24 protein-coding genes, 2 tRNA genes and 1 pseudogene are annotated in these 25,918 nt (G+C 60.2%); 10 read left to right on the top strand and 17 right to left on the bottom strand.

All coding sequences use genetic code 11. From position 1 onward, the window contains the following. Window positions 1-117: 117 nt before the first annotated feature. The gene (locus BGO80_RS18690; protein ID WP_286722906.1) at window positions 118-1,164 is read left to right on the top strand and encodes a cysteine synthase A; all 1,047 of its coding nucleotides are present in this window, start codon (window positions 118-120) and stop codon (window positions 1,162-1,164) included. 633 nt (window positions 1,165-1,797) lie between these two features. Here the strand turns inward: BGO80_RS18690 and BGO80_RS19440 are convergent. After that, window positions 1,798-1,962, bottom strand: a pseudogene (locus tag BGO80_RS19440) (glyoxalase superfamily protein); the annotation flags it as partial. Between the two features lie 275 nt (window positions 1,963-2,237). On the opposite strand from BGO80_RS19440, the gene cls reads away from it, so the two are divergent. Continuing rightward, entirely contained in the window at window positions 2,238-3,656 is a 1,419-nt protein-coding gene (cls, locus tag BGO80_RS18680; protein WP_286722904.1) for a cardiolipin synthase, read from the top strand. A gap of 6 nt (window positions 3,657-3,662) precedes the next feature. On the opposite strand, the gene BGO80_RS18675 is transcribed toward cls, so the two are convergent. From BGO80_RS18675 to BGO80_RS18655, 5 genes are all read right to left on the bottom strand, one after another. Next, the gene (locus BGO80_RS18675; RefSeq protein WP_286722903.1) at window positions 3,663-4,685 is read right to left on the bottom strand and encodes a transporter substrate-binding domain-containing protein; all 1,023 of its coding nucleotides are present in this window, start codon (window positions 4,683-4,685) and stop codon (window positions 3,663-3,665) included. Window positions 4,686-4,914: 229 nt separating this feature from the next. Next, window positions 4,915-5,715 (bottom strand): amino acid ABC transporter ATP-binding protein, encoded by an 801-nt coding sequence (locus BGO80_RS18670; protein WP_286722902.1) that lies wholly within the window; start codon window positions 5,713-5,715, stop codon window positions 4,915-4,917. A gap of 4 nt (window positions 5,716-5,719) precedes the next feature. Then, entirely contained in the window at window positions 5,720-6,847 is a 1,128-nt protein-coding gene (locus tag BGO80_RS18665) for an amino acid ABC transporter permease (protein ID WP_126151609.1), read from the bottom strand. A 9-nt stretch (window positions 6,848-6,856) separates the two neighbouring features. Continuing rightward, the gene (locus BGO80_RS18660) at window positions 6,857-8,047 is read right to left on the bottom strand and encodes an amino acid ABC transporter permease (protein ID WP_286722901.1); all 1,191 of its coding nucleotides are present in this window, start codon (window positions 8,045-8,047) and stop codon (window positions 6,857-6,859) included. A gap of 109 nt (window positions 8,048-8,156) precedes the next feature. Next, on the bottom strand, window positions 8,157-9,173 hold the full coding sequence (locus BGO80_RS18655; RefSeq protein WP_126151611.1) for an amino acid ABC transporter substrate-binding protein: 1,017 nt from the start codon (window positions 9,171-9,173) through the stop codon (window positions 8,157-8,159). A gap of 220 nt (window positions 9,174-9,393) precedes the next feature. On the opposite strand from BGO80_RS18655, the gene metC reads away from it, so the two are divergent. The 4 genes from metC to BGO80_RS18635 all read left to right on the top strand — a co-directional run bounded on the left by metC (window position 9,394) and on the right by BGO80_RS18635 (window position 12,082). Then, entirely contained in the window at window positions 9,394-10,581 is a 1,188-nt protein-coding gene (gene metC / locus BGO80_RS18650; protein ID WP_286722900.1) for a cystathionine beta-lyase, read from the top strand. 96 nt (window positions 10,582-10,677) lie between these two features. Then, a tRNA-Pro gene (locus tag BGO80_RS18645) sits at window positions 10,678-10,754 on the top strand. A gap of 28 nt (window positions 10,755-10,782) precedes the next feature. After that, entirely contained in the window at window positions 10,783-11,088 is a 306-nt protein-coding gene (locus BGO80_RS18640; RefSeq protein WP_286722899.1) for an ETC complex I subunit, read from the top strand. A gap of 127 nt (window positions 11,089-11,215) precedes the next feature. Then, the gene (locus tag BGO80_RS18635) at window positions 11,216-12,082 is read left to right on the top strand and encodes a TraB/GumN family protein (protein ID WP_286722898.1); all 867 of its coding nucleotides are present in this window, start codon (window positions 11,216-11,218) and stop codon (window positions 12,080-12,082) included. Window positions 12,083-12,147: 65 nt separating this feature from the next. On the opposite strand, the gene BGO80_RS18630 is transcribed toward BGO80_RS18635, so the two are convergent. The 8 genes from BGO80_RS18630 to BGO80_RS18595 form a co-directional block, all read right to left on the bottom strand. Next, window positions 12,148-13,299: a Gfo/Idh/MocA family protein gene (locus BGO80_RS18630; protein WP_126151615.1), complete on the bottom strand. Its 1,152-nt coding sequence runs from the start codon at window positions 13,297-13,299 to the stop codon at window positions 12,148-12,150. A gap of 132 nt (window positions 13,300-13,431) precedes the next feature. Further along, window positions 13,432-14,490, bottom strand: a complete 1,059-nt coding sequence (locus tag BGO80_RS18625; RefSeq protein ID WP_126151616.1) for a sugar phosphate isomerase/epimerase family protein — start codon at window positions 14,488-14,490, stop codon at window positions 13,432-13,434. A 162-nt stretch (window positions 14,491-14,652) separates the two neighbouring features. After that, complete coding sequence (locus BGO80_RS18620) at window positions 14,653-15,795, bottom strand: Gfo/Idh/MocA family protein (protein ID WP_286722897.1); 1,143 nt, start codon at window positions 15,793-15,795, stop codon at window positions 14,653-14,655. Between the two features lie 4 nt (window positions 15,796-15,799). Next, the gene (locus tag BGO80_RS18615; protein WP_286722896.1) at window positions 15,800-16,549 is read right to left on the bottom strand and encodes a sugar phosphate isomerase/epimerase family protein; all 750 of its coding nucleotides are present in this window, start codon (window positions 16,547-16,549) and stop codon (window positions 15,800-15,802) included. A gap of 173 nt (window positions 16,550-16,722) precedes the next feature. Then, a complete protein-coding gene (locus tag BGO80_RS18610; protein WP_126151619.1) occupies window positions 16,723-17,808 on the bottom strand; it encodes an ABC transporter ATP-binding protein in 1,086 nt (361 codons plus the stop codon). A gap of 4 nt (window positions 17,809-17,812) precedes the next feature. Further along, a complete protein-coding gene (locus tag BGO80_RS18605) occupies window positions 17,813-18,694 on the bottom strand; it encodes a carbohydrate ABC transporter permease (protein ID WP_126151620.1) in 882 nt (293 codons plus the stop codon). A gap of 55 nt (window positions 18,695-18,749) precedes the next feature. After that, complete coding sequence (locus BGO80_RS18600; protein ID WP_223214261.1) at window positions 18,750-19,640, bottom strand: carbohydrate ABC transporter permease; 891 nt, start codon at window positions 19,638-19,640, stop codon at window positions 18,750-18,752. Window positions 19,641-19,715: 75 nt separating this feature from the next. Beyond that, window positions 19,716-20,945, bottom strand: a complete 1,230-nt coding sequence (locus BGO80_RS18595) for an ABC transporter substrate-binding protein (RefSeq protein ID WP_126151621.1) — start codon at window positions 20,943-20,945, stop codon at window positions 19,716-19,718. A gap of 223 nt (window positions 20,946-21,168) precedes the next feature. Between BGO80_RS18595 and BGO80_RS18590 the strand changes: the two genes are divergently transcribed. The 3 genes from BGO80_RS18590 to BGO80_RS18580 all read left to right on the top strand — a co-directional run bounded on the left by BGO80_RS18590 (window position 21,169) and on the right by BGO80_RS18580 (window position 23,285). Continuing rightward, window positions 21,169-22,212: a LacI family DNA-binding transcriptional regulator gene (locus tag BGO80_RS18590; RefSeq protein WP_223214262.1), complete on the top strand. Its 1,044-nt coding sequence runs from the start codon at window positions 21,169-21,171 to the stop codon at window positions 22,210-22,212. A gap of 89 nt (window positions 22,213-22,301) precedes the next feature. Then, a tRNA-Arg gene (locus BGO80_RS18585) sits at window positions 22,302-22,378 on the top strand. Window positions 22,379-22,505: 127 nt separating this feature from the next. After that, window positions 22,506-23,285, top strand: coding sequence for an HAD hydrolase-like protein (locus tag BGO80_RS18580; protein ID WP_223214271.1), 780 nt, complete (start codon window positions 22,506-22,508; stop codon window positions 23,283-23,285). A 57-nt stretch (window positions 23,286-23,342) separates the two neighbouring features. Here BGO80_RS18580 and BGO80_RS18575 read toward each other — a convergent pair whose 3' ends face one another. Continuing rightward, the gene (locus BGO80_RS18575) at window positions 23,343-23,804 is read right to left on the bottom strand and encodes an ArsR/SmtB family transcription factor (protein WP_286722895.1); all 462 of its coding nucleotides are present in this window, start codon (window positions 23,802-23,804) and stop codon (window positions 23,343-23,345) included. 167 nt (window positions 23,805-23,971) lie between these two features. Between BGO80_RS18575 and trhA the strand changes: the two genes are divergently transcribed. Beyond that, entirely contained in the window at window positions 23,972-24,661 is a 690-nt protein-coding gene (gene trhA, locus BGO80_RS18570; RefSeq protein WP_286722894.1) for a PAQR family membrane homeostasis protein TrhA, read from the top strand. Window positions 24,662-24,711: 50 nt separating this feature from the next. Here trhA and BGO80_RS18565 read toward each other — a convergent pair whose 3' ends face one another. Continuing rightward, a complete protein-coding gene (locus tag BGO80_RS18565; RefSeq protein ID WP_286722893.1) occupies window positions 24,712-25,209 on the bottom strand; it encodes a DUF192 domain-containing protein in 498 nt (165 codons plus the stop codon). Window positions 25,210-25,289: 80 nt separating this feature from the next. Then, window positions 25,290-25,865, bottom strand: a complete 576-nt coding sequence (locus BGO80_RS18560) for a cold-shock protein (RefSeq protein ID WP_286723088.1) — start codon at window positions 25,863-25,865, stop codon at window positions 25,290-25,292. Window positions 25,866-25,918: the final 53 nt, after the last annotated feature.

The following is a 25,918-nucleotide window of genomic DNA, read 5'->3' as shown; positions in this document are numbered from 1 at the left end:
AGCTCACTTGCGCCGAAGAGGCGAGCGAGGAAAAGCCGTGCCGTTCAGTCGCCGCAACGCTTGCGCCGTCCCGGTGGCGCCCCTACCATAAGTGCTTGATCCACCGACAATTCGACCATGGCCAAGCACCAAGACCTCATCTCCGCAATCGGCAACACGCCCCTCATCCGTCTCAATCGCGTCTCGGCTCTTACCGGTAGCGACATCTGGGGCAAGGCGGAGTTTCTCAATCCTGGCCAGTCGGTCAAGGATCGAGCGGCGCTGTTCATCATCCATGACATGGTCAAATCGGGCGCGCTCAAACCCGGTGGCACTATCGTTGAGGGCACTGCGGGCAATACCGGCATCGGCCTGACGCTGGTGGCCAATTCGCTCGGCTTCAAATCGGTGATCGTCATTCCCGAGACGCAGAGCCAGGAAAAGAAGGACGCCCTGCGCCTTTACGGCGCCGAACTCATTGAAGTGCCCGCCAAGCCCTACAAGAATCCCAATAACTACATCAAGATTTCCGGGCGCCTGGCCGAAAAGCTCAATGCCGAACTGCCGAATGGTGCCGCCTGGGCCAATCAGTTCGACAATGTCTCGAACAAGCGCGCCCATATCGAAACCACGGGTCCAGAAATCTGGCAGCAGACCAATGGGCGCATTGACGGCTTCATCTGCGCAGTCGGTTCCGGGGGCACACTTGCCGGCGTCGCCGAGGCGCTGAGGGCGCGCAATCCTGATGTAAAAATCGGGCTGGCTGACCCCGAGGGGGCGGCGCTTTACGAATATTACGCCCATGGCGAGCTCAAGTCCTCGGGCAACTCGATCACCGAGGGGATAGGTCAGGGCCGCATCACCGCCAATCTTCAGGATCTCAAGGTCGACTTGCCGTACCAGATCCCCGATGCAGAAGCCCTGCCCTACATCTTCGACCTGCTCGAACATGAGGGACTTTGCCTCGGCGGCTCGAGCGCGATCAACATAGCTGGCGCCGTGCGCATGGCCCGCGATCTGGGCCCGGGTAAAACCATCGTCACTATCCTCTGCGACTATGGCAATCGCTACGCCAGCAAGATCTATAATCCGGAATTCCTCGTTGAGAAAAACTTGCCGGTGCCGCGCTGGATGGTCGAACGCACGCCCATCGATATTTCGAGCGTCATCCTGCCAGAGGCTTGATGGGCAAACGCGCCCCGCTTGGCAGGACCGCCCTCGGATCGTCCCGAGGGCGCTGTTTACGTCGACCCCGGGCTGGCTGATCAGCCCGGTCGTTGGCCATCACTGGCCAAATCCGAGGTTGGTTGGCCGGTCAAACCGATAAGGCCGACGCCGCTTCAGCGCCTCAGTGGCTTCAGCTGCCCCCACCGTGAAATTACGAGCCCAGCCGGTGCCCCGCCCCGTCAACAGAAAGCCAAAATAGATGCTTTCAGCGGTCGCCGGGACATCAAGCGTGATCGCGAAACCTTTCCAGTCCTCGGAACCTCTTGCGGCAATGCCCGGGCGATCCAACAGATTTTTGAAGCGCAACTTGCGGCCCTGAGCATCGTCGATGCGCATCCACATGGTTACGCCCCCATCAAGATCGCGGCACGACAATTCGCAAGCCACCCGGACCGCTGCCTCCCGATACGGTTCGGCACTGATGATTTGGGCCATGGAGCCAAACTGAGCATCCCGTGCATGATATGCCACCGGTGTGCTCTGGATCATGGCGCAGCCGAGCCTGTCGGGATCAAGTCCCATACGAAAATAGCCATCGCGGTTTACGCTGGCGTCGAGCCATCCCTCCGGCATGACCAGCGGTCGCATATCAGCGTCGGCAAGGTCGATACGGGCGCTTAATATGTTCCAGTTGGCTAGCCCGAACTGGCGGGCCACCAGTTCCAGACAGTCGCTATGGCTGAGGCTGACATTTCGCTCTGCCAACCCCTGCCGAAGCAATTTGGCCATGAGTTTTGCGTCCATGAAACTATGCATGGTCTGATCCTGTCGGACGGGCAATTTCGTAGTCAGTGCTCGCATTGCTGACGGCCTGCCCGCATGTTCAGGGTCAAACCAGTGTCAAAACCATGCATTCACCGTCCCTGTTAGGGCGCGAGCGGCAGGCTGCAGGAAGCCTCATCCAAATGCTACTCGCTCGAGAGACGCTGTCAACTCGGGATTGTCGCGGGTTTGCCGCCTGATACAGTGCGGACGCAAATCAGTGTCCCGGGGGCAAGGTGTTCGGCATAGACGATATTCTGCGGGCCATAGTGGCGGATCTACACATAGTCGCCCTGGTCATGGCGGCGATCTACGCCCTTGCGATCGTCTGTGCGATCCGGGAAATCCTTAATTCCCGCACGTCCCAGGGATCTATCGCCTGGTTGCTGTCCCTGATCCTGCTGCCCTTTCCGACGGCCTTTCTCTACCTGATCTTCGGTTGGAAATTCTTCGACGACTATGCAACCGACCGCATTAAGAACGGCCGCGCCAACCGGCCCTTGCGCGCCAAGGATCTTGCGCTGATCGACCGAGAGACCGACGACAAATGGCCGGTACAGGTGGCCGTGTCGGAGCTGCCTTTTCTCAACGGAAATGACGTCGAGCTGCTGATCGACGGTCAGGCAACGTTCCAATCGATCTTCGAGGGCATAGATGCGGCCCAGGAGTATTTGCTGGTCCAGTTCTACATCATCCGTGACGACAAGCTTGGCCAGCAACTGGCCGAGCGGCTGATAGCCCGCGCCAAGGCCGGCGTTTCTGTCTACCTGCTGTATGACGATGTCGGCAGCACGGGCATGCCCAAGCGGTTCCGCACGCAGCTACGCGATGCCGGGATCAAGGTGGCAGGCTTCAATCAGCGCCATAAGTTCATGCGTCTTTATGGCCCGACCCGCATCAATTACCGCAATCATCGCAAGATCGTGGTGGCCGATGGCAAGCATGCCTGGGTCGGCGGCCACAATGTTGGCGTCGAATATCTCGGCGAGAATCCGAAATTCGGTCACTGGCGGGACACGCATGTCCGCGTGTCAGGACCGGCGGCCCTGGGCTGCGCTTTATTGTTCCGCGAGGACTGGGAGTGGGCAACGGGCGAATTGCTGCCAGCGACGCCGCCCAAAACTGTGGATACGCCAGGGGACCAGTCAGTGCTGGTGATGGGCTCGGGCCCTGCCGACAAGCTGGAAGAGTGCGCAATCGCCTATACCGACCTGATCGGGCGGGCCCGCAAGCGTCTCTGGATCGTCAGCCCCTATTTCGTGCCCGATACCGATATTCGCACCGCACTGTTCGCCGCGCGCCTGCGCGGTGTCGATGTGCGCATCATGCTGCCCGACAATCCCGATCACGCCATGGTCTGGCTCGCCAGCATGGCCCATGCCGATGCCATGGTGCAGCACGACATCTCCGTCTATCGCTATGTCGACGGCTTCCTGCATCAGAAGGTCGTGTTGATGGACGATGAAATCGCCACGGTCGGCAGCGTCAATTTCGACAACCGGTCCTTCGCAATCAATTTCGAGATTACGCTCTGGTTCACCGGCAAGACTGTGTTGGACGCGATCGAGGACATGTTGCTGACCGACTTCAAATCCTGTCGTCAGGTCAGCAAGGCCGAGGTCGAAACACGCTCCTTGCCGCATTATTTCCTGACACAGGCCGCGCGGCTCTTGTCGCCACTGCTGTAAACCGGCCTAGCGGATCGGGGGGGCGTAGAGAAGCCCGCCATTGCTCCACAGGGCGTTCTGGCCCCGCAGCATGGCCGCGCCGGTTTGCGGGCCGAAGTGGCGGTCATAGAGCTCGGCGTAATTGCCGATGGCGCGGATAATGTCGGCCATGAAGGTGGGGCGCAGGCCGAACGCGGCACCGTAATCATCCTCAAGGCCAAGCAGGCGTTTGACCGCCGGGGTACGCGTAGCCGCCAGGGAGTCGATGTTGAGACTGGTCACCCCAACCTCCTCGGCGGTGATCAAGGTAAAAATGGTCCAGCGCACGATGTTGAACCACTCGATGTCGCCTTGTCTCACAACCGGGGCCAACGTCTCCTTGGAAATGCGCTCGGGCAGGATGCGATGCTGGGCGGGATCGGGCAGTTCCCGACGAATGGCCTGCAACTGCCGCCCGGAGGCCGATGCGACCTGACAGAGGCCGGAGCGGTAGGCGACCATGAGATCGGCCACCTCCTCATAGACCACTTCCTTGAAACTGGTCTGATTGGCGAAGAAAAACTCGTCCAGCGCCTGCAACTCGCCAGAGCCGTCGACCACGCAGATGCTCACATCGTCAAGTTCATAGGCCGACACCACCCCCAGCGATTGCGGCACCAGGAAAGCCTGGCCGTCGAAGAAACTGGGCGTCACATATTCGGCGCCATAGCGGATATCGCGCCCGGCAACCCAGGCGCCGTTCCGCATCAGCACATCCACGGCGCCGGTTTGCAGCGGCGCAAAACGCGCTTCGCCGCGAAAGGCCCGGAACTCAATGAGATCGGGATTGCCAAATACCGCCGCCGCGAGGCCACGGCACAGGTCCACATCGAAACCGGACCAGCGGCCATCGCTGTCCTGCTGGGCAAAGCCGGCCAGCGGATTGGCCGAGCCGCAGACCAGAAAACCCCGTTCACGCACAGCGTCCAGCGTCTGGGCGGCGGCCGGCGGCGCAGCGAGGCCGATCGAAAGCGCGGCCAGAAGCAGCAATGGCTTGCAAAAACGGATCAATCTGCCGGCTTTCCAGGTCGTTTCGCCGGTTTCCCTGAATCGGCGAACGATCTAAGTCCTTGTTTTGGCGCGTCGGCCGGCGGCAATTCAATTGCTGCTTCGGCCGGAACGCTTCAGTCCCTGCCCGTATATTGGCAGCCAGAAAAATGGGGTCAAGCCGTGGACCGGCTCGACCCCCTACTAATTGTGCCGCAAGGCATGCCCGGAATGGGCAGGAGTTCCGCTGGCCTCAGTGCAGAATCTGGCTGAGGAACAGTTTGGTGCGTTCGTGCTGCGGATTGGAGAAGAACGCGTCCGGCTCGTTCTGCTCGATGATCTGGCCCTGGTCCATGAAGATCACGCGGTTGGCGACCTGACGGGCAAACCCCATTTCGTGGGTCACGCAAATCATGGTCATGCCTTCCTCGGCCAGGCTGATCATCACCTCAAGCACTTCCTTGACCATTTCGGGGTCTAGCGCGGAGGTGGGTTCGTCAAACAGCATGATTTTTGGCTGCATGCAGAGCGAGCGGGCAATAGCAACGCGCTGCTGTTGCCCACCCGAAAGCTGGCCGGGATATTTGTTGGCCTGCTCGGGGATTTTCACCCGTTCGAGATAGTGCATTGCCGTCGCCTCGGCCTCGGCCTTGGGAATGCCGCGCACCCAGATCGGCGCCAGAGTGAGGTTCTGCAGGATGGTGAGATGCGGGAAGAGGTTGAAGTGCTGGAACACCATGCCCACTTCGCGGCGCACTTCGTCGATGCGCTTGAGATCAGCGGTCAGCTCGGTGCCGTTGACGATGATCTGGCCTTCCTGATGCTCCTCCAGGCGATTGATGCAGCGGATGAGCGTCGACTTGCCGGACCCGGAAGGTCCGGCGATGACGATGCGCTCGCCCTTCATCACCTTGAGGTTGATGTCGCGCAGCACGTGGAAATCGCCATACCATTTGTGCATGTCGATGACTTCGATCGCGACTTCGGTCTGGGAGACCTGCATGTGGCTGGTGTTGACGACACGGTCGACGGTGGTTTCGGAAACCTGAGACATAGAGCTACCTCTTGTAGCCAGTGTTAAGACGGCGCTCCATGAAGATGGAGTAGCGGGACATGCCGAAACAGAAGACCCAGAAGACCATGGCGGCGAAGATATAGCCGGTGGTCGCAGTATTGGCCGACTGCCATTCAATGGCGGAGTCGTTCTTGGTCTTAACCGCTTCGAGCAGGTCTCTCATGCCGACGATGTAGACGAGCGACGTATCCTTGAACAAGGAAATGAAATTGTTCACGATCCCCGGGATCACGTGCTTGAGCGCCTGGGGCAGGATGATGAACCACATCCGTCTCCAATAGCCCAAACCCAAGGCCGCCGCCGCTTCATATTGCCCCCGCGGGATGGCCTGCAGGCCGCCGCGCACCACTTCAGCCATATAGGCCGAGGTGAAGAGCGTGACACCGACGAGCGCACGGAGGAATTTGTCCACGGTCATGCCCTGCGGCATGAACAGCGGCAACATCACCGAAGCCATGAACAGGATGGTGATCAGCGGTACCGCACGGATCAGTTCGATGAACATGATGCAGACGGTCTTGATGATCGGCAGGTTGGACTGGCGCCCCAGCGCCAGCACGATGCCCATGGGGAAAGATAAGGTGATGCCGACCACCGAGATGATCAGGGTGACCAGAAGACCACCCCACTGCTCGGTTGGCACAACTCGCAGGCCGAACAGGCCGCCGGCAAGCAGGATGTAGCTGACGATCGGATAGACGATCAGCAACAGCACCGCATTGAGGCGCTTGAACGGCATTTTGGGGATCAGCATCGGCGTCAGGAGCAGTGCACCCAGCGCAAATACCAGGTTCGGACGCCAGAACTCCTGCACCGGATAGAAGCCGTAGATGAAGAAGTTCATCTCAGCAGCGATATAGGCCCAGCACGCACCGGCATTTTCAAGCCGGCACTGTTCCACCGTGCCACCAGGGCCAACGGCATTGCCGAAGAAAAACCCGTAAAGCGGCGGCACCACCCAGAGCAGGAAAGCCGCGCCGAGCACAGTCAGCACTGAATCGAGCGGCGTTGCGAAGAGGTTCTTGCGAGCCCAGGCCACAATGCCGCTGGTGCGGATCGGCGCAGGACGCGCAGGAACAATTTCGGATCGGACGAAACCAATATCTGTCATGGCGCCCTCCTACCGTTCCACCAGCTTAACCCGGGCGTTGTACCAATTCATGATCGCCGAGGTGAGCAGGGAGAATGTGAGATAGACGGCCATAGTGATGGCGATACATTCGATCGCCCGGCCTGTCTGGTTGAGAGAGGTGCCGGCAAAGACGTTCACCAGTTCGGGGTAGCCAATGGCGGCGCCCAGCGAAGAGTTCTTTGTCAGATTGAGATATTGGCTGGTGAGCGGCGGCACGATCACCCGCATGGCCTGCGGCACGATGACCAGACGCAGTCGGTCGCCCTCCTTGAGCCCGAGCGATGCGGCGGCTTCAGTTTGCCCATGGCTGACTGACTGGATACCGCCGCGAACCGTCTCGGCGATGAAGGCTGCCGTATAGATGGTGAGACCAAAGGCGAGGGCAACGAATTCGGGCGGCAATTGCAGGCCACCGCGGAAATTGAACCGCTCCAGCACTGGAATTTCGAAAGCCACGCTGGCACCGCTGACCCAGAAGACCAAGGCCGTCACGCCAAACAGGATAACGACGGACGTCAGGAATACCGGAAAGCGCTGGCCGGTGGTTTCGAGCCGTTTCTTGGCCCAGCGCCTCAGCACGATGACGCCGATAATTGCCAACAGCAGGCCGAGCCAGACGAAGTTGAACTGCTCGTCCGGTATGGGTCGCGGCACCATCACGCCGCGCTGGTTGATGAAGGAATCAAAGGGCAGTTCCAGCGAGTTACGAACCGCCGGCATGGATTTGAGTACGGCGAAATACCAGAAGAACAGCTGCAGCAGCAGAGGGATGTTGCGGATCACCTCGATATAGACGGTGGCGATGCTGGAGACGATGAAATTGGTGCTCAGCCGAGCAATGCCGATGGTGAAGCCAAGAATGGTGGCGAAGATAATGCCCACCACGGCCACCAGCAAAGTGTTCAAGAGCCCGACCAGAAACGCTTCCCAGTAGTAGGAGGCGCGGGACCAGGGCAACAGCGAGAAAGAGATGTCGAAGCCGGCGGTCCGCCACAGGAAGTCGAAGCCGGTGGTCTTGTTCTGCGCTGCCAGATTGGCGGCGGTGTTGCCGATGATCCAGGAAATGAAGGCGATGATGATGCCAGCCACGACCACCTGGTAAATGATCCCTCGGATCATCGGGTCGTTGAGAAAGCTGGGCCGTGGGGCCGATTGGGGGCCCGTATCGTAAGTTGTCATTTATGCTGTCCCTTGGCCGCGAAGAGCCGCCGCGCAGCCAAGACGGCGCGCAGTCGACGGAACAAAAAGTCCGGCGCTCCAAAAGGAGCGCCGGCTCAATTCGTTCAGCTTAGCGGATCGGCGGGGAGTACTGGATGCCGCCGTCGCGCCAAAGGGCATTCAGGCCGCGTTCCAGCCCGATCGGGGTATCCGGACCCACGTTACGATCGTAGCTCTCGGCGTAGTTACCGACCAGCTTGATGATCTGGTAGGCCCAGGCATTGTCGAGGCCGAGCGGCGCACCGAACTCGCCTTCAACGCCAAGCAGGCGCTTGATGGCCGGGTTGTCAGAACCGAGCTGTTCATCGACGTTGGCCGAGCTCACACCAAGCTCTTCGGCCTCGAGCAGCGCGAAATAGGTCCAGCGAGCGATGTTGAACCACTGCGTGTCACCGGCGCGAACCACGGGGCCGAGCGGCTCCTTGGAAATGATCTCGGGCAGGATGATGTGATCGTCTGGATTGGCGAACTTAGAACGTTCCGCCGCGAGGGCAGAGGAGTCGGTGGTGTAAACGTCGCAGCGGCCGTCTTCGTAGGCCTTCACCACTTCGTCCTGATCAACGAACACAACAGTGTTGAATTCCATGCTGTTGGCGGCGAAATAGTCGGCGGCGTTGAGTTCGGTGGTGGTGCCGGACTCGATACAAATAGCAGCGCCGCTGAGGTCGAGTGCGGAATCGATGGCGTCTTCCTTGCGCACCATGAAGCCCTGACCGTCATAGAACATGGTGCCCACAAAGCTGATGCCCAGCTGGGTATCGCGGCTCATGGTCCAGGTCGTGGTGCGCGAGAGAACATCCACTTCGCCAGCGGAAAGGGCGGTGAAACGCTCCTGGCTGGTCAGCGATGTGAAGCGAACGGCGTCCGCGTCGTTGAAGATTGCGGCAGCCATGGCGCGGCAGAAGTCGACTTCCAGGCCAGTCCACACATTGTTGGAGTCGGGAGCAGAGAAACCGGCGACGCCACCGGTCACGCCGCACTGGATAAATCCCTTTGCCTTGACATCATCAAGGATTGCCGCCTGTGCGGCGGTCGCGCCGAGCCCCAGCGAGGCCGCGACTGCGATCGATACGAGCGCTTTTTGCATTTATTTGCCTTTTTGTTTCCTGACCCTGTCGTCTATTCGGAACCTATCAAGTTTGCCGAGGCTCCGATTGCACCACCGCCTTTGTGTGACGGTTGTGATGCTGTTAAGCATGCAAGCGTCTATTGACCGTAACGTCAAGGGCAGAAGGTACATTGGGACAGCATCTCTGTCTCTTTTTTAGCCAGATGATGAATGTGATCCGTTTTTGAGCAGTCGATAGATGAGCGACCAGAACAACAAAATCCCAGCAAACACGGCGGTCGAGACGATCCTGACCCATGGCGGCCGTGAGCCGAACGACCATTTCGGCTTTGTGAACACACCAGTCTTCCGGGGCTCGACTGTGCTGTTCAAAACTCTGGCGGATCTGGATTCCCAGCAGCAGCCCTATCTTTATGGGCGAGCAGGCAATCCCACCACCGATGGTGTCGAATCAGTGGTGACGGCACTCGAGGGCGCTCATCGCACCCAGCTGGTGCCCTCAGGCCTCGCGGCCATCACTGTCGCGCTGATGTCCTGTCTGCGCTCGGGCGACGATGTGCTGATCAGCGACAGCGCCTATGAGCCAACCCGCGCCTTTGCCGACGGCTACCTGGCCAAGGTCGGCATCAAGGCCCGCTATTTCGACCCGCGCATCGGCGGAGGCATAGCCGAGCTGATTCAGGCCAATACGCGCGCCATCTTCGTGGAAAGTCCGGGGTCGCTGACTTTTGAAGTACAGGACCTGCCGGCGATCGCCGCCGCCGCCCACAAGCACGACATCCGGGTCATCGTTGACAACACCTGGGCGAGCCCCCTGTTTTATAAGCCGCTGGCGCTCGGTGCCGACATTGTGGTGCATTCGGCAACCAAGATGTTTTCCGGCCATTCCGACACCTTTGGCGGCACCATCTCGACCACGGAGGCCGCGTGGAAAGATGTGGAGAGCACCCGCCGGCTGCTTGGATTCTACACTTCAGGCGACGAAGCCTTCCTGCTGTCGCGTGGCTTAAAGACCCTTGCCATTCGCATGCGCGAGCATGAACGTCGGGCGCTTGATTTCGCCAGCTGGCTGGAGCAACAGGATGGCGTCGTAAGCGTGCTACACCCTGCCCTGCCGAGCCATCCCGACCATGCGCTGTGGAAGCGCGACTTCACCGGTTCGGGCAGTCTGTTCTCCTTCCTCCTGCCACCGGGGCCACGATCGGCCCTTGCCGCTTTCGTCGATGATCTGCGCATCTTCAGCATGGGCTATTCCTGGGGCGGCTATGAAAGCCTCTGCCTACCGGCCAAGCTGGTGAAGAACCGTACGGCTGTCCCATGGAACAGTGAAGGTCATTTGCTGCGCCTGCATATCGGTTTCGAAGACATGGAAGACCTCAAGTCCGACCTCGCCGATGGCTTGGCGCGTTACGCCAAGGCCCGGTAAGCCAAGAGTTTTTTTGCGGGCAGTGAACATCTGCCCGCATCTGCCGCTCGGCACTTGCCCTTTGCCCAGGAACAGGCTAACGGATGCACGTGATCTCGGAGTGTAGCTCAGCCTGGTAGAGCACCGGTTTTGGGAACCGGGGGTCCAAAGTTCGAATCTTTGTACTCCGACCATCACACCGCATCGTGTTGAGGATTCTGCATGACCGCCCGTATCTACCGCCCTGCCCGCAACGCCATGCAGTCCGGCAGGGGCAAGTCGAAGCAATGGGTTCTGGTGCATGAACTGGCGGTTCCGCGCACCATCGATCCGCTGATGGGCTATACAAGCTCATCCGATATGGAGCAGCAGGTACGCCTGTCGTTCGAGACGCTTGAACTGGCCGAGGCCTATGCTCAGCGCAACGGCATTGCCTATACCGTCCAGCCCGCGCATGAGCCGACGCCCAAGCGCGTCAGCTATCCGGACAACTTCAGGTCCGACCGCAAGACGCCCTGGACGCACTGATCCAGCTGACATTGTGATTCCGTCTGGCGCCGCAAGAGATTGCGGCGCTTTGCTTTTTTGCACTACGGTAAGCGTGTTCAGCTCGGTTCGCCGGCTGGTCAGATGTTCCATTTGCCGGAGTGATCCCATGAAAGCCCGACATTTCCTCGCTACTTTCTCCGCAGTTCTGGCCATGTGCACGTCAGCGTCAGCGGCACCCGCGCTTTGGAAGATCAGCGACGAGGACAGTTCAATCTGGCTGTTTGGCTCCGTGCACTTGCTGCCACCCGACATCGACTGGCGCAGCGAAGTCCTGGACGATCTTCTGCAGACGGCCGACCGGGTCTACTTCGAAACCGACATCAGTCCGGAAGCGCAGCTGACGATTACGCCCCTGACAATCAAGCTGGGGTTCAGCAATGACGGCACCCTGCTCAACCAGCATATCGGCCCGGAACTGACCGATCGGCTGCGCGAGGCCGCCAAGGCCTATGACATGCCGATGCCCTTCCTTCTCACCATGCAGCCATGGATGGCCGCTACCACCATTTCTGTCGGCGTCATGGCGGGGTCGGGATACGATCCGACCCTCGGCGTCGAAAATGTGCTGGGCCGCGAAGTGCCTAAAGAGCGTCAGGGCTTTCTGGAAACACCGGAGGAGCAGATCGGCTTTCTCGGCGGCGGAACCATGGACGAGCAGATTGCCATGCTCGAGGCCACGCTCGACACGCTCCACGTCATGATGACCGACCTCGACGCCATGGTTGCCGCATGGATGGACGGTGATCCGGATGCCTTGGGCGAAATCTTCATGGAACAGATGGGCGGATATGACAGTGGCATGGTCAGCCGGCTCATCGATCAGCGCAATGCCAATTGGACAGACCAGATTGCCGGCATGCTGGAGCGAAACGAGGAGGCGCTCCTGATTGTCGGCGCCGCGCATATGACCGGCTCGACCAGCGTGGTCAAGATGCTGCAAAAGCGCGGCTATGCCAGCGAGCGCATACAATAGCAGCAAAAGCAAATGCCCCCCGGCAAAGCCGGAGGGCATTCATTATTGGAGCGGGGGACAAGCGCTTAAACGGCGCTTAGCTTGGTCCACTTGCTGTCGTTCTGGCTCGACTGCACCGACGCAACGATGAACTGCATGCCTTCGATGCCATCTGCCATGCTGGGCAAGAGGCTTTCGTAATCAGCACCCTCGCCACGGATGACGGCGGCGAACTGGCTATAGAGCGTCGCAAAGGCTTCGAGATAACCTTCGGGGTGGCCGGAGGGGATGCGCACGTTCATCGACGCGGCCGGCGGTACCGAAATCGAACCACCACGGGTCAGAAGCTGCTTGGGCTTACCGAACTCGGTGAACCACATGTAGTTCGGGTTGTCCTGACGCCATTCAAGGCCACCCTTCTCGCCATAAACGCGCAGCAGCAGGCCGTTTTCGTTGCCCACGGCAACCTGGCTGGCCCAGAGCATGCCCTTGGCGCCACCCTCGAAACGCAACATGATGTGCACATTGTCGTCGAGCTGACGGCCCGGCACAAAAGCAGTGAGATCGGCCGACACGGAATCGGTCTTGAGACCGGTGACGAAGCGGGCGAGGTTGTAGGCGTGGGTGCCGATATCGCCAATACAACCGCCGGCGCCGGAACGGGCCGGGTCGGTGCGCCATGCGGCCTGCTTGTTGTCATCGCCGGCCGCTTCGGTAAGCCAGTCTTGCGGATATTCAACCTGCACGACGCGGATCTTGCCGAGTGCACCGGAGGCAACCAGTTCGCGGGCCTGGCGCACCAATGGATAGCCCGTGTAATTGTGGGTCAGCAGGAACTTGGCGCCGTTCTTCGGCTTGATTTCGGCCAGCTTGCGAGCGTCTTCCAGCGTCGAGGTGATCGGCTTGTCGCAGATCACGTGGATGCCGGCTTCGAGGAAGGCCTTTGCCGGGCCGAAATGCATATGGTTGGGCGTGACGATGGCGACCGCCTGGATACCATCGGGTCGCGCCGCCTCTGCCTTGGCCATCTCCTCATAGGAGGTGTAGATGCGGTCGTCGGCGAGGCCGAGGTTTTTGCCTGATTCCTTGGCCACTTCGGGGCGCGACGACAGTGCGCCTGCCACCAGTTCGTAATCGCCATCAAGGCGGGCCGCGATGCGGTGCACATAGCCGATAAAAGCTCCAGTGCCGCCGCCAACCATGCCCAAGCGAATGCGCTTTGCGCCGTTTTCTGCCATTTTTCTCTCCCGATACGTATTGGGTACCAAACCTCATCCTGCAGCGGATGTCATCCCGGCGGAGGCCGGGATGCATCTCGCCATGTCAAGATGGGCCCCGGCATTCGCCGGGGTGAATCCCCTTGATGGTGCTTAGCTCAGGCCCAGCATCTTGCGGTTCGCCGCCTGATCGGTGCCGCCGGACGCAAAGTCGTCAAAGGCCTTTTCGGTGACCCTGATGATATAGCTCTGGATCAGTTCCGCGCCTTCGCGGGCACCATCTTCGGGATGCTTGAGCGCGCATTCCCATTCGAGCACGGCCCAGCCCTTGAAGTCATTGGCCGCCATCTTGGCAAAGATCGCCGGGAAATCCACCTGGCCATCGCCGATAGAGCGGAAGCGCCCTGCCCGGTTTACCCAGGACTGGAAGCCGCCATAGACGCCTTGGCGTCCGGTCGGATTGAATTCGGCATCCTTGACGTGGAAGGCCTTGATGCGATCCTTGTAGATGTCGATGTAGTCGAGATAGTCGAGCTGCTGCAGCACAAAGTGGCTCGGATCGTAGAGCAGATTGGCGCGCGGATGGTTCTTCACGCGGTCGAGAAACATCTCGTAGGAGACGCCGTCATGAAGGTCTTCCCCGGGGTGGATTTCGTAGCAGACATCCACACCTGCCTCGTCGAAGGCATTGAGGATCGGGGTCCAGCGGCGTGCCAGCTCATCGAATGCCTCTTCGACCAGGCCCGCCGGGCGTTGTGGCCAAGGATAGATATAGGGCCATGCCAGCGAACCGGAGAAGGTTGCATGCGCATTAAGGCCAAGGTTCTTTGACGCCTTGGCCGCATTCATCATGGTCTGCACCGCCCATTCCTGGCGGGCTTTCGGGTTGCCATGCACGGACGCCGGGGCGAAGCCATCGAACGCCGTATCATAAGCGGGGTGGACGGCGACGAGCTGCCCCTGAAGGTGAGTCGAAAGCTCGGTGATCTCCAGCCCGTGGCTGTTGACAATGCCCTTGATTTCGTCCGCGTAAGTCTTGGAATTGGCGGCCTTTTCGAGATCGATGAAGCTCGAAACCCAAGTCGGAATCTGCACGCCCTTATAGCCCAGGCCGGCAGCCCAGCGGCAAATATTGTCGAGCGTATCGAACGGCGCCTGATCGCCCGCGAACTGGGCGAGGAAAATGGCGGGGCCTTTAACAGTGGTGGCCATGGGGAGGTCTCCTCTCGAGGCCCCGCACACCGCACTGCCGGGGCTTGTTCTTATGATTTCGGCGTATGGGCCGCATGCTAGTCGGGCGACGATTGCTCGCCGCCCAACATTTTATTCAGCAGTGTTGACCGGCGCCGAGCGCCTGTCAATGAGGTACGTCCATCAAGCCTTTAGAAGAGCGCGAGCATCTTCGATATTGAGGGCGCGGGGACGCTCGCAGGTGGTCTGCAGGGTCAGAACTTCGCCGGTCTCGCCGGCCTTGAGCAGCCCGGTCATGACTTCCACGACGTGCAAAGCCACATCGAGACCACAACGCGCGGTCTGGCCGGTTTCGTGCGAAATCATCATGTCGGCGAGGCCGGCACAACGGTAATTGGCACGTGGATTGGGCTGGTCGAGACCCTGGTTCGGCTTGCCGAAGGGGTGATCCCATGCGGCCACCAGCGTACGGGTGCCATCGAGAGCCGCGGTGACGAGATCGCCACCGAAGAAATTCGGATCGGGTACGAAGATCGAGCCATCCGTGCCATAGAGCTCAATATTGTGGTGGCCATGCGCCGCCACGTCCCAGCTGGCGCCGATGGTGACGATGGCGCCATTGTGGAACTCGAGAATGCCGTGGATGGTGGTCGGAGTGCCAACCTTGATGATGCTGCCCTTGTTCGGGCCTTCGGCGGTCACGACGCGCTCATTGCGCGCCATATTGGTGAACGCGGAAAGCTTCTTCACTGGCCCAAGCAGGTGTACGAGGTCGGTGATGTAGTAGGGGCCGAGATCGAGGATCGGGCCGCCGCCGGGCTGGAAGAAGAAGTCCGGATTGGGATGCCAATGCTCCATGCCGCGGCTCATCACGTGCGTGGTGCCACTCATGATCTTGCCGAGCTTGCCACTATCGATGATGTCACGCGCTTGCTGGTGTGCGCCGCCCAGGAAAGTATCGGGCGCCGAACCGACCTTGAGACCGCGCTCGTCGGCAGATTTTTTCAGCGACAGGCCTTCTTCGACGGAAAGCACAAACGGCTTTTCCGAATATGAGTGCTTGCCGGCAGAGATGATGTCCATCGAGACGCGATAATGCGCTGCCGGAACGGTGAGGTTGACGATGACGTCGATCTCGCTGTTTTTGAGCAATTCGTCGGGCGTCTGCGCGGCAACCTTGAATTCGTCGGCGCGGCGCTTGGCCGCCTCCGGAACGATATCGGCCACGGCACGCACCTCGAGGCCCTTGAACAGGGGCGCAAGGCCGAGATAGGCGGCAGAAATATTGCCGGCACCCATGATGCCGACGCCATAGGTCTTGGCCATTGGCTTAGACTCCGTAGCTCTTGAGAGTGTCCATGGACTGGCGCGCGAAGCGGATGGCGTCGAGCGGCTTGTCGTGCTCAAGCACGAAATATTTCGCTTGGGTCTTGGCCTTGACGTCAGCGATCAGCGTCTTCCAGTCGAGCGTACCGTGACCAACGTCGGCCCAGCCGTCTTCGTCAGCATTCTGGCCGGCGGGGGCGATGTCCTTGACGTGGACGGCGGTGATGCGGCTGCCCAGCTTGCTCAGCCAGAACTGCGGATCTTCACTGGCCTTGACCACCCAGGCCAGGTCCATTTCCCACTGTGTGTCGGGCGAGGCGTCCAGGATCAGTTCCATCGGCGTCTTGCCGTTGGCATCCTTGGCGAACTCCCAGTGGTGATTGTGATAGCCGAAGCCCTTGCCGGCGGCCTTGAAGGCGGCGGCAATCTTGGCCAGGCCTTCGCCGAATTCCTGCCAATTGCCACCGCCGGTGCGGAAGGCTTCCGACGGGGGCGCCGGACAATAGACCGTCTGAATGCCGACCTGATCGACGATCTTCAGCGCGGCATCGGTGTCTTCGAGCTGGCCGTAGCCCATATGGGCGGTCGGCATGGTAAGGCCTGCATTCTTGAGGCTCTGCGCCAGCGCGGCGGGATCAGCGAACTGGCCACCCCAGCCCTCGACCTGCTTGTAACCCAGGCTGGCCAGGGTATTGAGGGTTTCATCCAGCGACGCTTCGTTGCGTGCACTGTAAAGCTGGTAGGAAAAGTCCATTTCGGCCTCTTTTCGGGGTTGGGATGCGGTGCCGCATCTGCCTGCCGATGGAGTTAGCCGACAGGCAAAAAACTGTCGCGCTCTCTGGTCAGGCCGAGCACCGCAAAAGTAAGGTTTGCCGTACAAACGACGCGACGGCGCCCGCCTGGGGCGCCGCCATGGTTAAGGAACGACTAGAGCCGCATTTCGCTGGTGGCGTCGAAGAGCGAGCCACGTGCCACGTCGAAGCCAAGATTGATCTTCTGGCCCGCTTCCATCGGAATATCGGACGAGCAGCGGATGGTTACGGGCTGACCCGCAAGGCGGGTATAGGCCAGTTGCTCGGAGCCCATGGGCTCGACAATCTCGATTTCGGCTTCGAACTGGAACGACGCCTTGGCCGCATCGGCGCCGACGCTGATATGCTCGGGCCGGATGCCAAGAACCACGTTCTGTCCGTCGGTCGGCTTACTGTCGAAGGCGTAGTTGTTCATCGGCACCGAAACACCGTCGAGCTTGACGACGGAGGACCCATCGGCAATCGAGCCCTTGAGGAAATTCATCGCCGGCGAACCGATGAAGCCTGCCACGTAAAGATTGACCGGCCGGTTATAGACCGCGTGCGGGGTATCGAGCTGCAGGATCATGCCATCACGCATGATGGCAATGCGATCAGCCAGCGTCATGGCCTCCACCTGGTCATGCGTCACATAGACCATGGTGTTCTTGAGGCGCTGGTGCAGACGCTTGATCTCGACGCGGAGGTCGCTGCGCAGCTTGGCGTCGAGGTTGGACAGCGGCTCATCGAACAGGAAGACGTCCACATCGCGCACCAGGGCACGGCCGATAGCCACACGCTGGCGCTGGCCACCGGAGAGGGCCGCCGGCTTACGATCGAGCAGCGCCTCGATCTGCAGGATCTCGGAGGCGCGTTTGACGCGTTTGGCGATCTCGTCCTTGGGCATACGCGCATTCTGCAGGCCGAAGGAGAGGTTTCCGCGCACCGTCATCTGCGGATAGAGCGCATAGGACTGGAACACCATGCCGATGCCGCGCTGCGACGGCTCGGCCCAGGTGACGTTCTTGCCCTTGATGAAGATCTGCCCGTCGGTGATGTCGAGCAGGCCGGCGATGCAGTTGAGCAGGGTCGACTTGCCGCAACCCGACGAGCCGAGCAGAACGATGAACTCGCCCTCGCTCACGTCGAGATCAAGGCTCTTGAGCACATGTACCGAGCCAAAGTCGAGTTTGAGGTTTTTGACCTGGATTGAGTAGTCCATTCATTCAGCCTTTCACGGCACCGGCGGCAATACCGCGCACGAAGAGCCTGCCAGAGACGAAGTACACGAAAAGCGGCACCAGCCCGGTGAGAACCGTCGCTGCCATGTTCACATTGTATTCCTTCACACCCTGGACCGAGTTCACGATGTTATTGAGCTGCACCGTCATCGGGTAGAGTTCGGGCTTGGTAAACACCACGCCGAACAGGAAGTCGTTCCAGATGCCGGTAACCTGCAGAATGACGGCGACGACGAAGATCGGGATCGACATCGGCAGCATGATGCGGAAGTAGATGCCCCAGAACCCTGCCCCGTCCACACGCGCCGCCTTGAAGAGTTCTTCCGGCAATGACGAGAAGTAATTGCGGAACAACAATGTCAGGATGGGCATGCCAAAGATGGAGTGCACGATGACCAGACCCTGCAGGGTGCCGTAGACACCCAGTTCACGCAGCAGGATCACCATCGGATAGAGCATCACCTGGTAGGGGATGAAAGAGCCGAAGATCAGGATGGTGAAGAAGATGTCCGAGCCCTTGAACTTCCAGTTGACCAGCGCGTAGCCATTCACCGAAGCAATCAGGATCGAGATGATGGTGGACGGCACGGTGATGCGCACCGAGTTCCAGAAGCCGCGCGACAGGCCATCGCAGTTGAGGCCTGTACAGGCTTCGGCCCAGGCTTTGACCCAGGGCTGGAAGGTAACTTCGACAGGCGGGGAGAAGATATTGCCCAGCCGGATTTCCGGCATGCCCTTGAGCGAGGTCATGATCATGACCCAGAGCGGCAGCGCATAATAGACGCAGACCACGAACAGCGTGCCATAGAGCATGATATTGCGCGGCGAGAGGCGGCGCTTCGGCTTGGCCCCGCGCGGGCCGTTCATAGCAGACGCGGCGGACGACGCTTGTGCGGTCGCGGGCGCTGAAGATGCAGTGAGATCAGCCACGCTTCTTGCCTCCGAATTCGAGGTAGGCCCACGGAATGAGCACGATGAGCACCGAGAGCAGCATCATGGAGGATGCGGCGAAGCCCTGTGCGAGGTTCTGGGCCTGGAACATGTAGTCATAGACATACATGGCGGGGACCTGGCTGGCATTGCCGGGACCACCGGAGGTCTGCGCGACCACCAGATCGTAGAGGCGGATGATGCCGGACGCGACGATCACTAGGGTGGTGATGAATACCGGACGCATCATCGGAATGATGATGAAGAGGTAAACCTTCCAGCGCGGAATGCCATCGACACGCGCCGCCTTCCAGATTTCCTCATCAATGCCGCGCAAACCGGCGAGCATCAGGCACATGACAAAGCCCGTGCCCTGCCAGAGACCGGCAATGAGCAGGCCGAACATCACCGTCTGCGGGTTGTTCAGGGGATCGAAGGTAAACCATTCTAGCCCGAAGCCGCGCACAATGTGCTGGATGCCGAACTGCGGATTGAGAATCCACTGCCAGACCAGACCCGTCACGATGAACGAGAGGGCGAATGGATAGAGCATGACGGTGCGGAAGGCGTCCTCGAAGCGGATCTTCTGATCCATGAGTACGGCCAGCAGGAAACCAATGCCGATGGTGAAGACAAGACTGAAAACGCCGTACAGCAAGAGGTTCTGGATCGACACAACCCAACGGCTGGTGGCCCACAAACGCTCATATTGCTCAAAGCCGACAAAGGTCGTCCGCGGCAGCAGTTTCGAGTTGGTAAACGAATAGACGACGGTCCAGAGCGTACCGCCTAAAAAAACCACCAGCGCGGTGAAAACCATCGGAATGGCCGCGATCTTGGCGTTTATATTTTTGAACAATCGTGCGGGATGCAAACCTGCCACCGTGCGCTCCTAAGCCCCAAATAGACAAAGCCGGGGCCAATCCGTTTGAGGATTGGCCCCGGCGCTAGTTCGGAATTAGAGACCCGACTTCAGGTTGGCGACCCACTGCTGGTGAGCGACTTCCGGAGCCATGTCAGAATTCCAGAATTCGACCATCAGGTCTTCGTTCTGCTTCTGGACGTCCGGCGACCAGACCATGTCACCCGACGGCAGGATGTTGCCGGAAGCGAGCAGTTCCAGACCCTTCTTCATGCAGTCATTCGCGGCGCCGAGATCGACGTCACCACGGATCGGCAGGGAGCCCTTCTTCAGGTTGAACGCAACCTGGACTTCAGGCGAGACGAGCAGAGCGGCAAGACGCTTCTGGGCGGCTTCCTTCTCGGGATCGTTGAGCTTGGGGAAGTAGAAGGCATCACCACCGGTCGACAGGTAGGCATTAAGGCCCAGACCCGGCAGACAGGTATAGTCTTCACCAGCAACCTGACCGGCAACCTGGAATTCACCCTGAGCCCAGTCACCCATGATCTGGCCGCCGGCTTCGCCGGTGATCACGAGGTTGGTGGCCTGGTTCCAGTCCTGGACGTTGGAATTGGCAGCCAGCGCGCGGGCGTCGGCGACAGCCTGGAAGACTGCGGCGTATTCCGGACCAGCGGCAACGTCCATGTTCTTTTCAATGTTGACCTGCTTCCAGACATCGAGACCGGCAACGCCAATCGCGATGGCACCGAAAGCGGTGGCCGACTGCCAGGGCTGGTTACCCAGTGCCAGCGGGATCTTGCCTGCCGCTTCGAGTGCAGGCCCTGCAGCAACGAATTCGTTCCAGTTGGTCGGGACGGGAATGCCGGCATCCTCAAATGCCTTGTTCGACAGCCAGAGCCATTCGGGCGAGTGGATGTTCACCGGAGCGCAATAGACGCGACCATCGACGGTACAAGCGTCCAACAGGGAAGGCGGATAGATCACTTCCTTCCAGTTGTTGGCTTCGGCGACGTCGGTCAGGTCGAGCATCAGCCCGGCTTCAACCAGTTCCAGGGCCTGCTGGCCGTGGTTGAACTGGGTTGCACCCATCGGATCACCACCGGTGATGCGGCTGATCATGATCGGGCGGGCAGTGCCACCACCGCCGGCTATAGCGCCGTCGATCCACTTGTCACCCGAAGCGTCGAATGCCTTGGCCAGTTCGGCAACGGCAGCAGCTTCACCACCGGAAGTCCACCAATGGGTGACTTCGAGGTCGGTTGCGAAAACGGCGGTTGAGCCGAGGAAAGCAGTTGCCAATGTGGCAACCACTGCAAACTTTTTCATAGGTTGTCCTCCCAACGAACACGAGGGGCATTCGCCCCAGCGATGCACCCGCTGCAACCCTAACCTTCCTCAGGCGCAAGACTGCAACGCGGTGTAATCGATTGCATAGACCGCCTAAACAGGTTGTGCAATCGATTTCAGGAGTTTCATACACGTCTTGCGGACATGTCAAGATCGATTTAGACAGATTGCATAACTGGCGGCGAGAGGGGGCGCTGACAGCGTGCGTCCAGAGCGAAAAACGCCGACGATTCAAGATGTTGCGCGGTCAGCGGGGGTATCCACCGCCACGGTCAGTCGCGCCCTGTCTTCGCCAGAGAGGGTAAGTGATGGCACACGTGCCCGTGTTTCGGAGGCGGTCCGTGTAACCGGTTACACGCTTAACCAGACAGCCCGGTCGCTGCGCCAGCGTTCGGCGCGCACCATCCTCGTTGCGCTGCCCGATATACGCAATCCTTTCTTCTCGTCGATCCTCGATGCCATCGAGCGTGAGGTGACGGCGCGCGGCTACGGCATGCTGGTGGCCAACCTCTATTTCGGCCACCAGGCTACACGACTGCAGGACTACCTGCTCTCCAACAGGGCCGACGGGCTATTGCTGCTCGATGGCTCGCTGAACGCCGACGACCTGCGGGTTATCACTTCGGCCCCCTACTCCGTGCCCCTCGTGGTCGCCTGCGAAGACATTCCCAATTCCGGTTTTCACACGGTGGTGACCGACAATGTCCAGGCGGCCGAGCGCGCCACCAGGCATCTCATCGAGCTGGGGCACCGCCGCATCGGTCATATTTTCGGGCCCGAGCAGAACGTTGTCGCGCGTGACCGCTTGGCCGGTTTTAACCGCGCCATGAATCGCGAGGGCCTGCCAATTGCACCCGAATGGGTGTTTCGCGGCAGTTTCGAGATGGATAGTGGATTTGCCGCCTCGGCGCGCTACATGACCTTGGCCGACAGGCCGACCGCTGTTTTTGCCGCCAATGACGAATCCGCCATAGGTTTTCTCTCCGGCCTCCGCCGTCACGGCATCTTGTGCCCTCGCGACATTTCCGTGATCGGATTCGATGATCTCGGCGTCGCGCCGCATTACTCACCGCCGCTTTCAACCATGCGCCAGCCGCGCGAAACCTTGGGAAAGATGGCTGCGGAGGCCCTGATAGACCTGATCGAAGGGCGGCAGGGCAATGGCACGCCCCTGCGGATCGTGTTGCAGTCCGAACTGATTGCCCGCGAAAGCACCGGCCGCCCTGCCGAGCTTGCCAGCGCCTAGCGAATTCGCAAGCTACCGGGCACGTCAGCGGCATTTGCGGTTTTCTTTGCGCCAAAATGCGCTAAAGGAAACCCGCAAATATCAGCAACGGTCCCGTAGCTCAGCTGGATAGAGCAGCAGCCTTCTAAGCTGTTGGTCACAGGTTCGAATCCTGTCGGGATCGCCACCCTCTCCTCACATACCGATTCGCGACCGCCGTTCTTGGATGTCTCCGAGGCTGGTCATGCCGACCCGTGAAAAGTCGCGGAAATCCTGGGGTAAAGGCTTCTTGCGGCCCGGCGCGCTTGCCCTCGATGGTGTTTTGCGCCACTTTGCTGCCACAAACGGGGGCTGATCCACTGGCTTTACACGCGAAGCGACCGACCATCGTTCTCTTTGATCTCGATGGAACATTGGTGCACCACGTCAATCCGCGGGTGCTGCAGATGCTGGAATTCCTGGACGATTGTTCGCACCGGGGCGGCCGACTGGTCGCACGTTTCCGCCTGCGCCGCCGCAATATGAGCGTTGCTCCGGCCAAGGCTCCCAAGCTTTTGGTGCACAAAGCCATTCACAAAGTGCGGCGCAAGTCGGTCGAGCAGATGCTGCTGCCATGCGAAGCCATGCGCGAGACGCTCGAGCGCTTGAAGGCCGAAGGCGTAACACTGGGCCTGGTCAGCAATGGGCTTGGGCGCGGCTATGGCCACGACGTGATCGATGCCTTCGACCTGCGCAAGTACTTCTCCAAATGCGTGTTTCGCGAGGATGTCCCGCGCGGCAAGCCCTGGCCCGACTCCATCGTTACGGCACTTGGCGATATCGGGCGGGAACTGCGACGCTCTGACGTGGTCTGGTATATCGGCGACCAACGCAAGGATATTTCTGCGGCCCTTGCTGCCTCAAAGGTCACCGGCTATCAGATCCGCCCGATCGCCTTGGGTGCGCGCGCAGCCCTGGGGGCCGTGGAGGCGCGGCTTAATCCCAGCCATATCATGTGGACGCCGTCCGACTTTCAGCGCGCCGTCGAAACCATGTTCGAACCCGACGAGCACGCGATGTCGATGATCGACCCCCTGCCCGCACCGATGCTCTAAGCGCAAACTTCCGGACGCCACTCTCTGACGACGCGCGTTTAGCGTGCGGGGGCAGTGCTAAAAATCAAAACCCATCTGGTTCAGGGCGGGCTCTAGCTCAGGCCTGGGCTTTTTCGTCTTGGTTACCGACAGCGGCGCTGCTGGCTCCGGCCGGGCCGGCTTTGCTTTCTTTCCGGCGATCTTGGCCCCATTCCGATTGGGAGCCGCCTTTTCTTCGCTCGCGTGGGCACCAGGCTTTTGTGGAGCGGTCGAAATCGCGACAAGCCAGCGCTCGGCACCAGCAATGCGGCCGCGCTGGAAGGCGTAGAAATTTTCTCGCCCCTTTTTCACTTCGGTGACCAGACCCGCCGCTTTCAGGACGCGCAGGTGGCGAGAGATGGCCGGGCGGCTGATTGGGAAACGCTCGGCCAATTCGTGAACGGGCACGGGCCCGTCGCGTAAGATCTCGACAATCTGGCAACGCGTCGCGTCGGCCAGTGCGGAAAAGACGTCGATCGGGGCTTTGGATTTCCTGCTCATCCCAGCGGTTAAAGTAAGCGCAGCGTTACGCGTCAAGCACTTGGCGCGAACAACAAGCTGTTGTTCACCAGGATTGTTGGGCGCGGCTTTACCGTCACCGCTTTTCGAGGGCCCCCGGCAAGGAACTGGTCATTTCTCCGCCACACGATGCGGCTAGGGAGAGTGCCATGACCATTACCAGCAAACCACAATCCTATTCCTGGTGGAGCCGCGAGCAGCGGCCGTTCACCGTCGCAGAACTCGTCGTCGACGCTGCGGTGCATATTCTGGGCCTGGTCGTGGCTGTGGCCGCGGGATCCATCCTGCTGACCCTGACCCTGCTGCACACCGCGCCAGAGGCATTTCCGGCACTGTTGGTCTATGTCAGCACCTTGATCGTCGTGCTCGGGGTGTCGCTGGCTTACAATCTCTGGCCGGTTTCGCCGATCAAACGCCATTTGGCGCGGCTCGATCAGGCTGCCATTTTCCTGTTCATTGCCGGGTCGTACACGCCATTTCTGGCTGTCATCGGCGGTACGCCGGTCGGCACCGTCATGATGAGCCTGGTTTGGGGCGCCTCCCTGGTTGGCGTGGCCCTCAAACTTATCATGCCGCAACGATTTGGGCGTCTTGCCATCGTGCTTTACCTGGCCATCGGCTGGAGCGGCGTTCTCGTCTTTCAGTCGCTGGCCGCTGTGCTGCCAGCCACGACGCTGTGGCTATTGCTGGCGGGTGGCGTCACCTATTCGGCCGGCATCATCTTCCATCTCTGGGAAAAGCTGCGCTTCCAGAATGCCTTGTGGCATGTCTGCGTCGTCGCCGGCGCCAGCCTGCACCTGTGGGCGGTTATCGACTGCATGATCGTAGCGCGCATCTGACCAAGCCCGTGGAGCAAGGGCCAACAGCGTATTTGCTCGCGAAAAGCGGTTCAGTTTGCTGGCTTGATCCGCACATGCTCGACGCGATCGCCGGGCTCAAGGCCAATTTCCTCACTACGGCCGCCCGGAATCTCCAGCACATATTGCACCGGCACCTGTGAGGGTATCGAGGTGGTGTCGTGCGGCCGCGCATTGACATAAATGGTCTTCACCAATCCATCGGCCCCAATGAAGATCATGTCGAGCGGAATGAAGGTGTTCTGCATCCAGAACGACACGGGGTGCTCAGACTGGAAGTCGAACAGCATGCCGGCGTCATCGGCCAATTCCTGCCGATACATGAGCCCACGCGCCCGCGATTCCGGCGTATCAACCACTTCGACCGTGAATGTATGATCGCCGGAAGCGGTTTTGAGGACCAGACGGCTTTCGTCGCTGCAGGCCGCCAAAGGCATGGCCACCAGGAGCGCCACCCCAGCCGCGCCCAAGGACCGCAGGAGGCGCATCCCGGCAAACGGGGATGAAGTGGAAACAGAAGTGCTGCTCACGGCGGGTTTATCCTCAAGGTCGTGGTGGCTCCCAGCTAGTGCCGGTGCCGAAAATGACAGGCAGCGCAAGCGCATCGCCATCAATGCGAGGATGGCGCCTCACCCCAACCATCAGGTCGAATTTCGGCGACCATAAGGCCCTTGGGGCCATTGCCGTAGCGGACCAGCACGAACTGGCCCGGGCGGAGCTCGGTAATTCCGAAGCGACGCAGCGTCTCCATATGCACGAAGATGTCCGGAGTGCCTTCGCCGGCCGACAGGAAGCCGAAGCCGCGAATGCGGTTGAACCACTTCACCTCGAGCCGCACCATGCCGGAACTGGCTTCCACCACGACATGGGTCCGCGGTGCGGGCATTTGGGAGGGGTGGCGCGCGGTGGATTCGTCCATAGAGACGATGCGGAAGGCCTGCAACCCGCCAGGGCGGTTCAACGCCTCGACAACGATGCGCGCACCTTCATAGGCCGTCTGATAGCCGTCGCGGCGCAGACAGGTGACATGCAGCAGTACATCGGCCATGCCATTGTCCGGCACGATGAAACCGAAGCCCTTGCCAGCGTCGAACCACTTGATGGAGCCTGAAATCTCGATCGTATCGAGCGATTGCTGGCTGCCGGCGGCATTGCCGCTTTCATGGTGATCCGGCCCAGTCTCCATGGACAGGCTGTCGGACTCACCGCCCTCGCCGTTGATCTTGGCCCCCATTGCAA

Origin of the sequence: Devosia sp. 63-57, assembly GCF_001899045.1 — a bacterium.
Taxonomy (GTDB): domain Bacteria; phylum Pseudomonadota; class Alphaproteobacteria; order Rhizobiales; family Devosiaceae; genus Devosia; species Devosia equisanguinis.
Note: the sequence above shows the minus strand (reverse complement) of the source record. Positions and strands in the feature narration are given on the sequence as shown.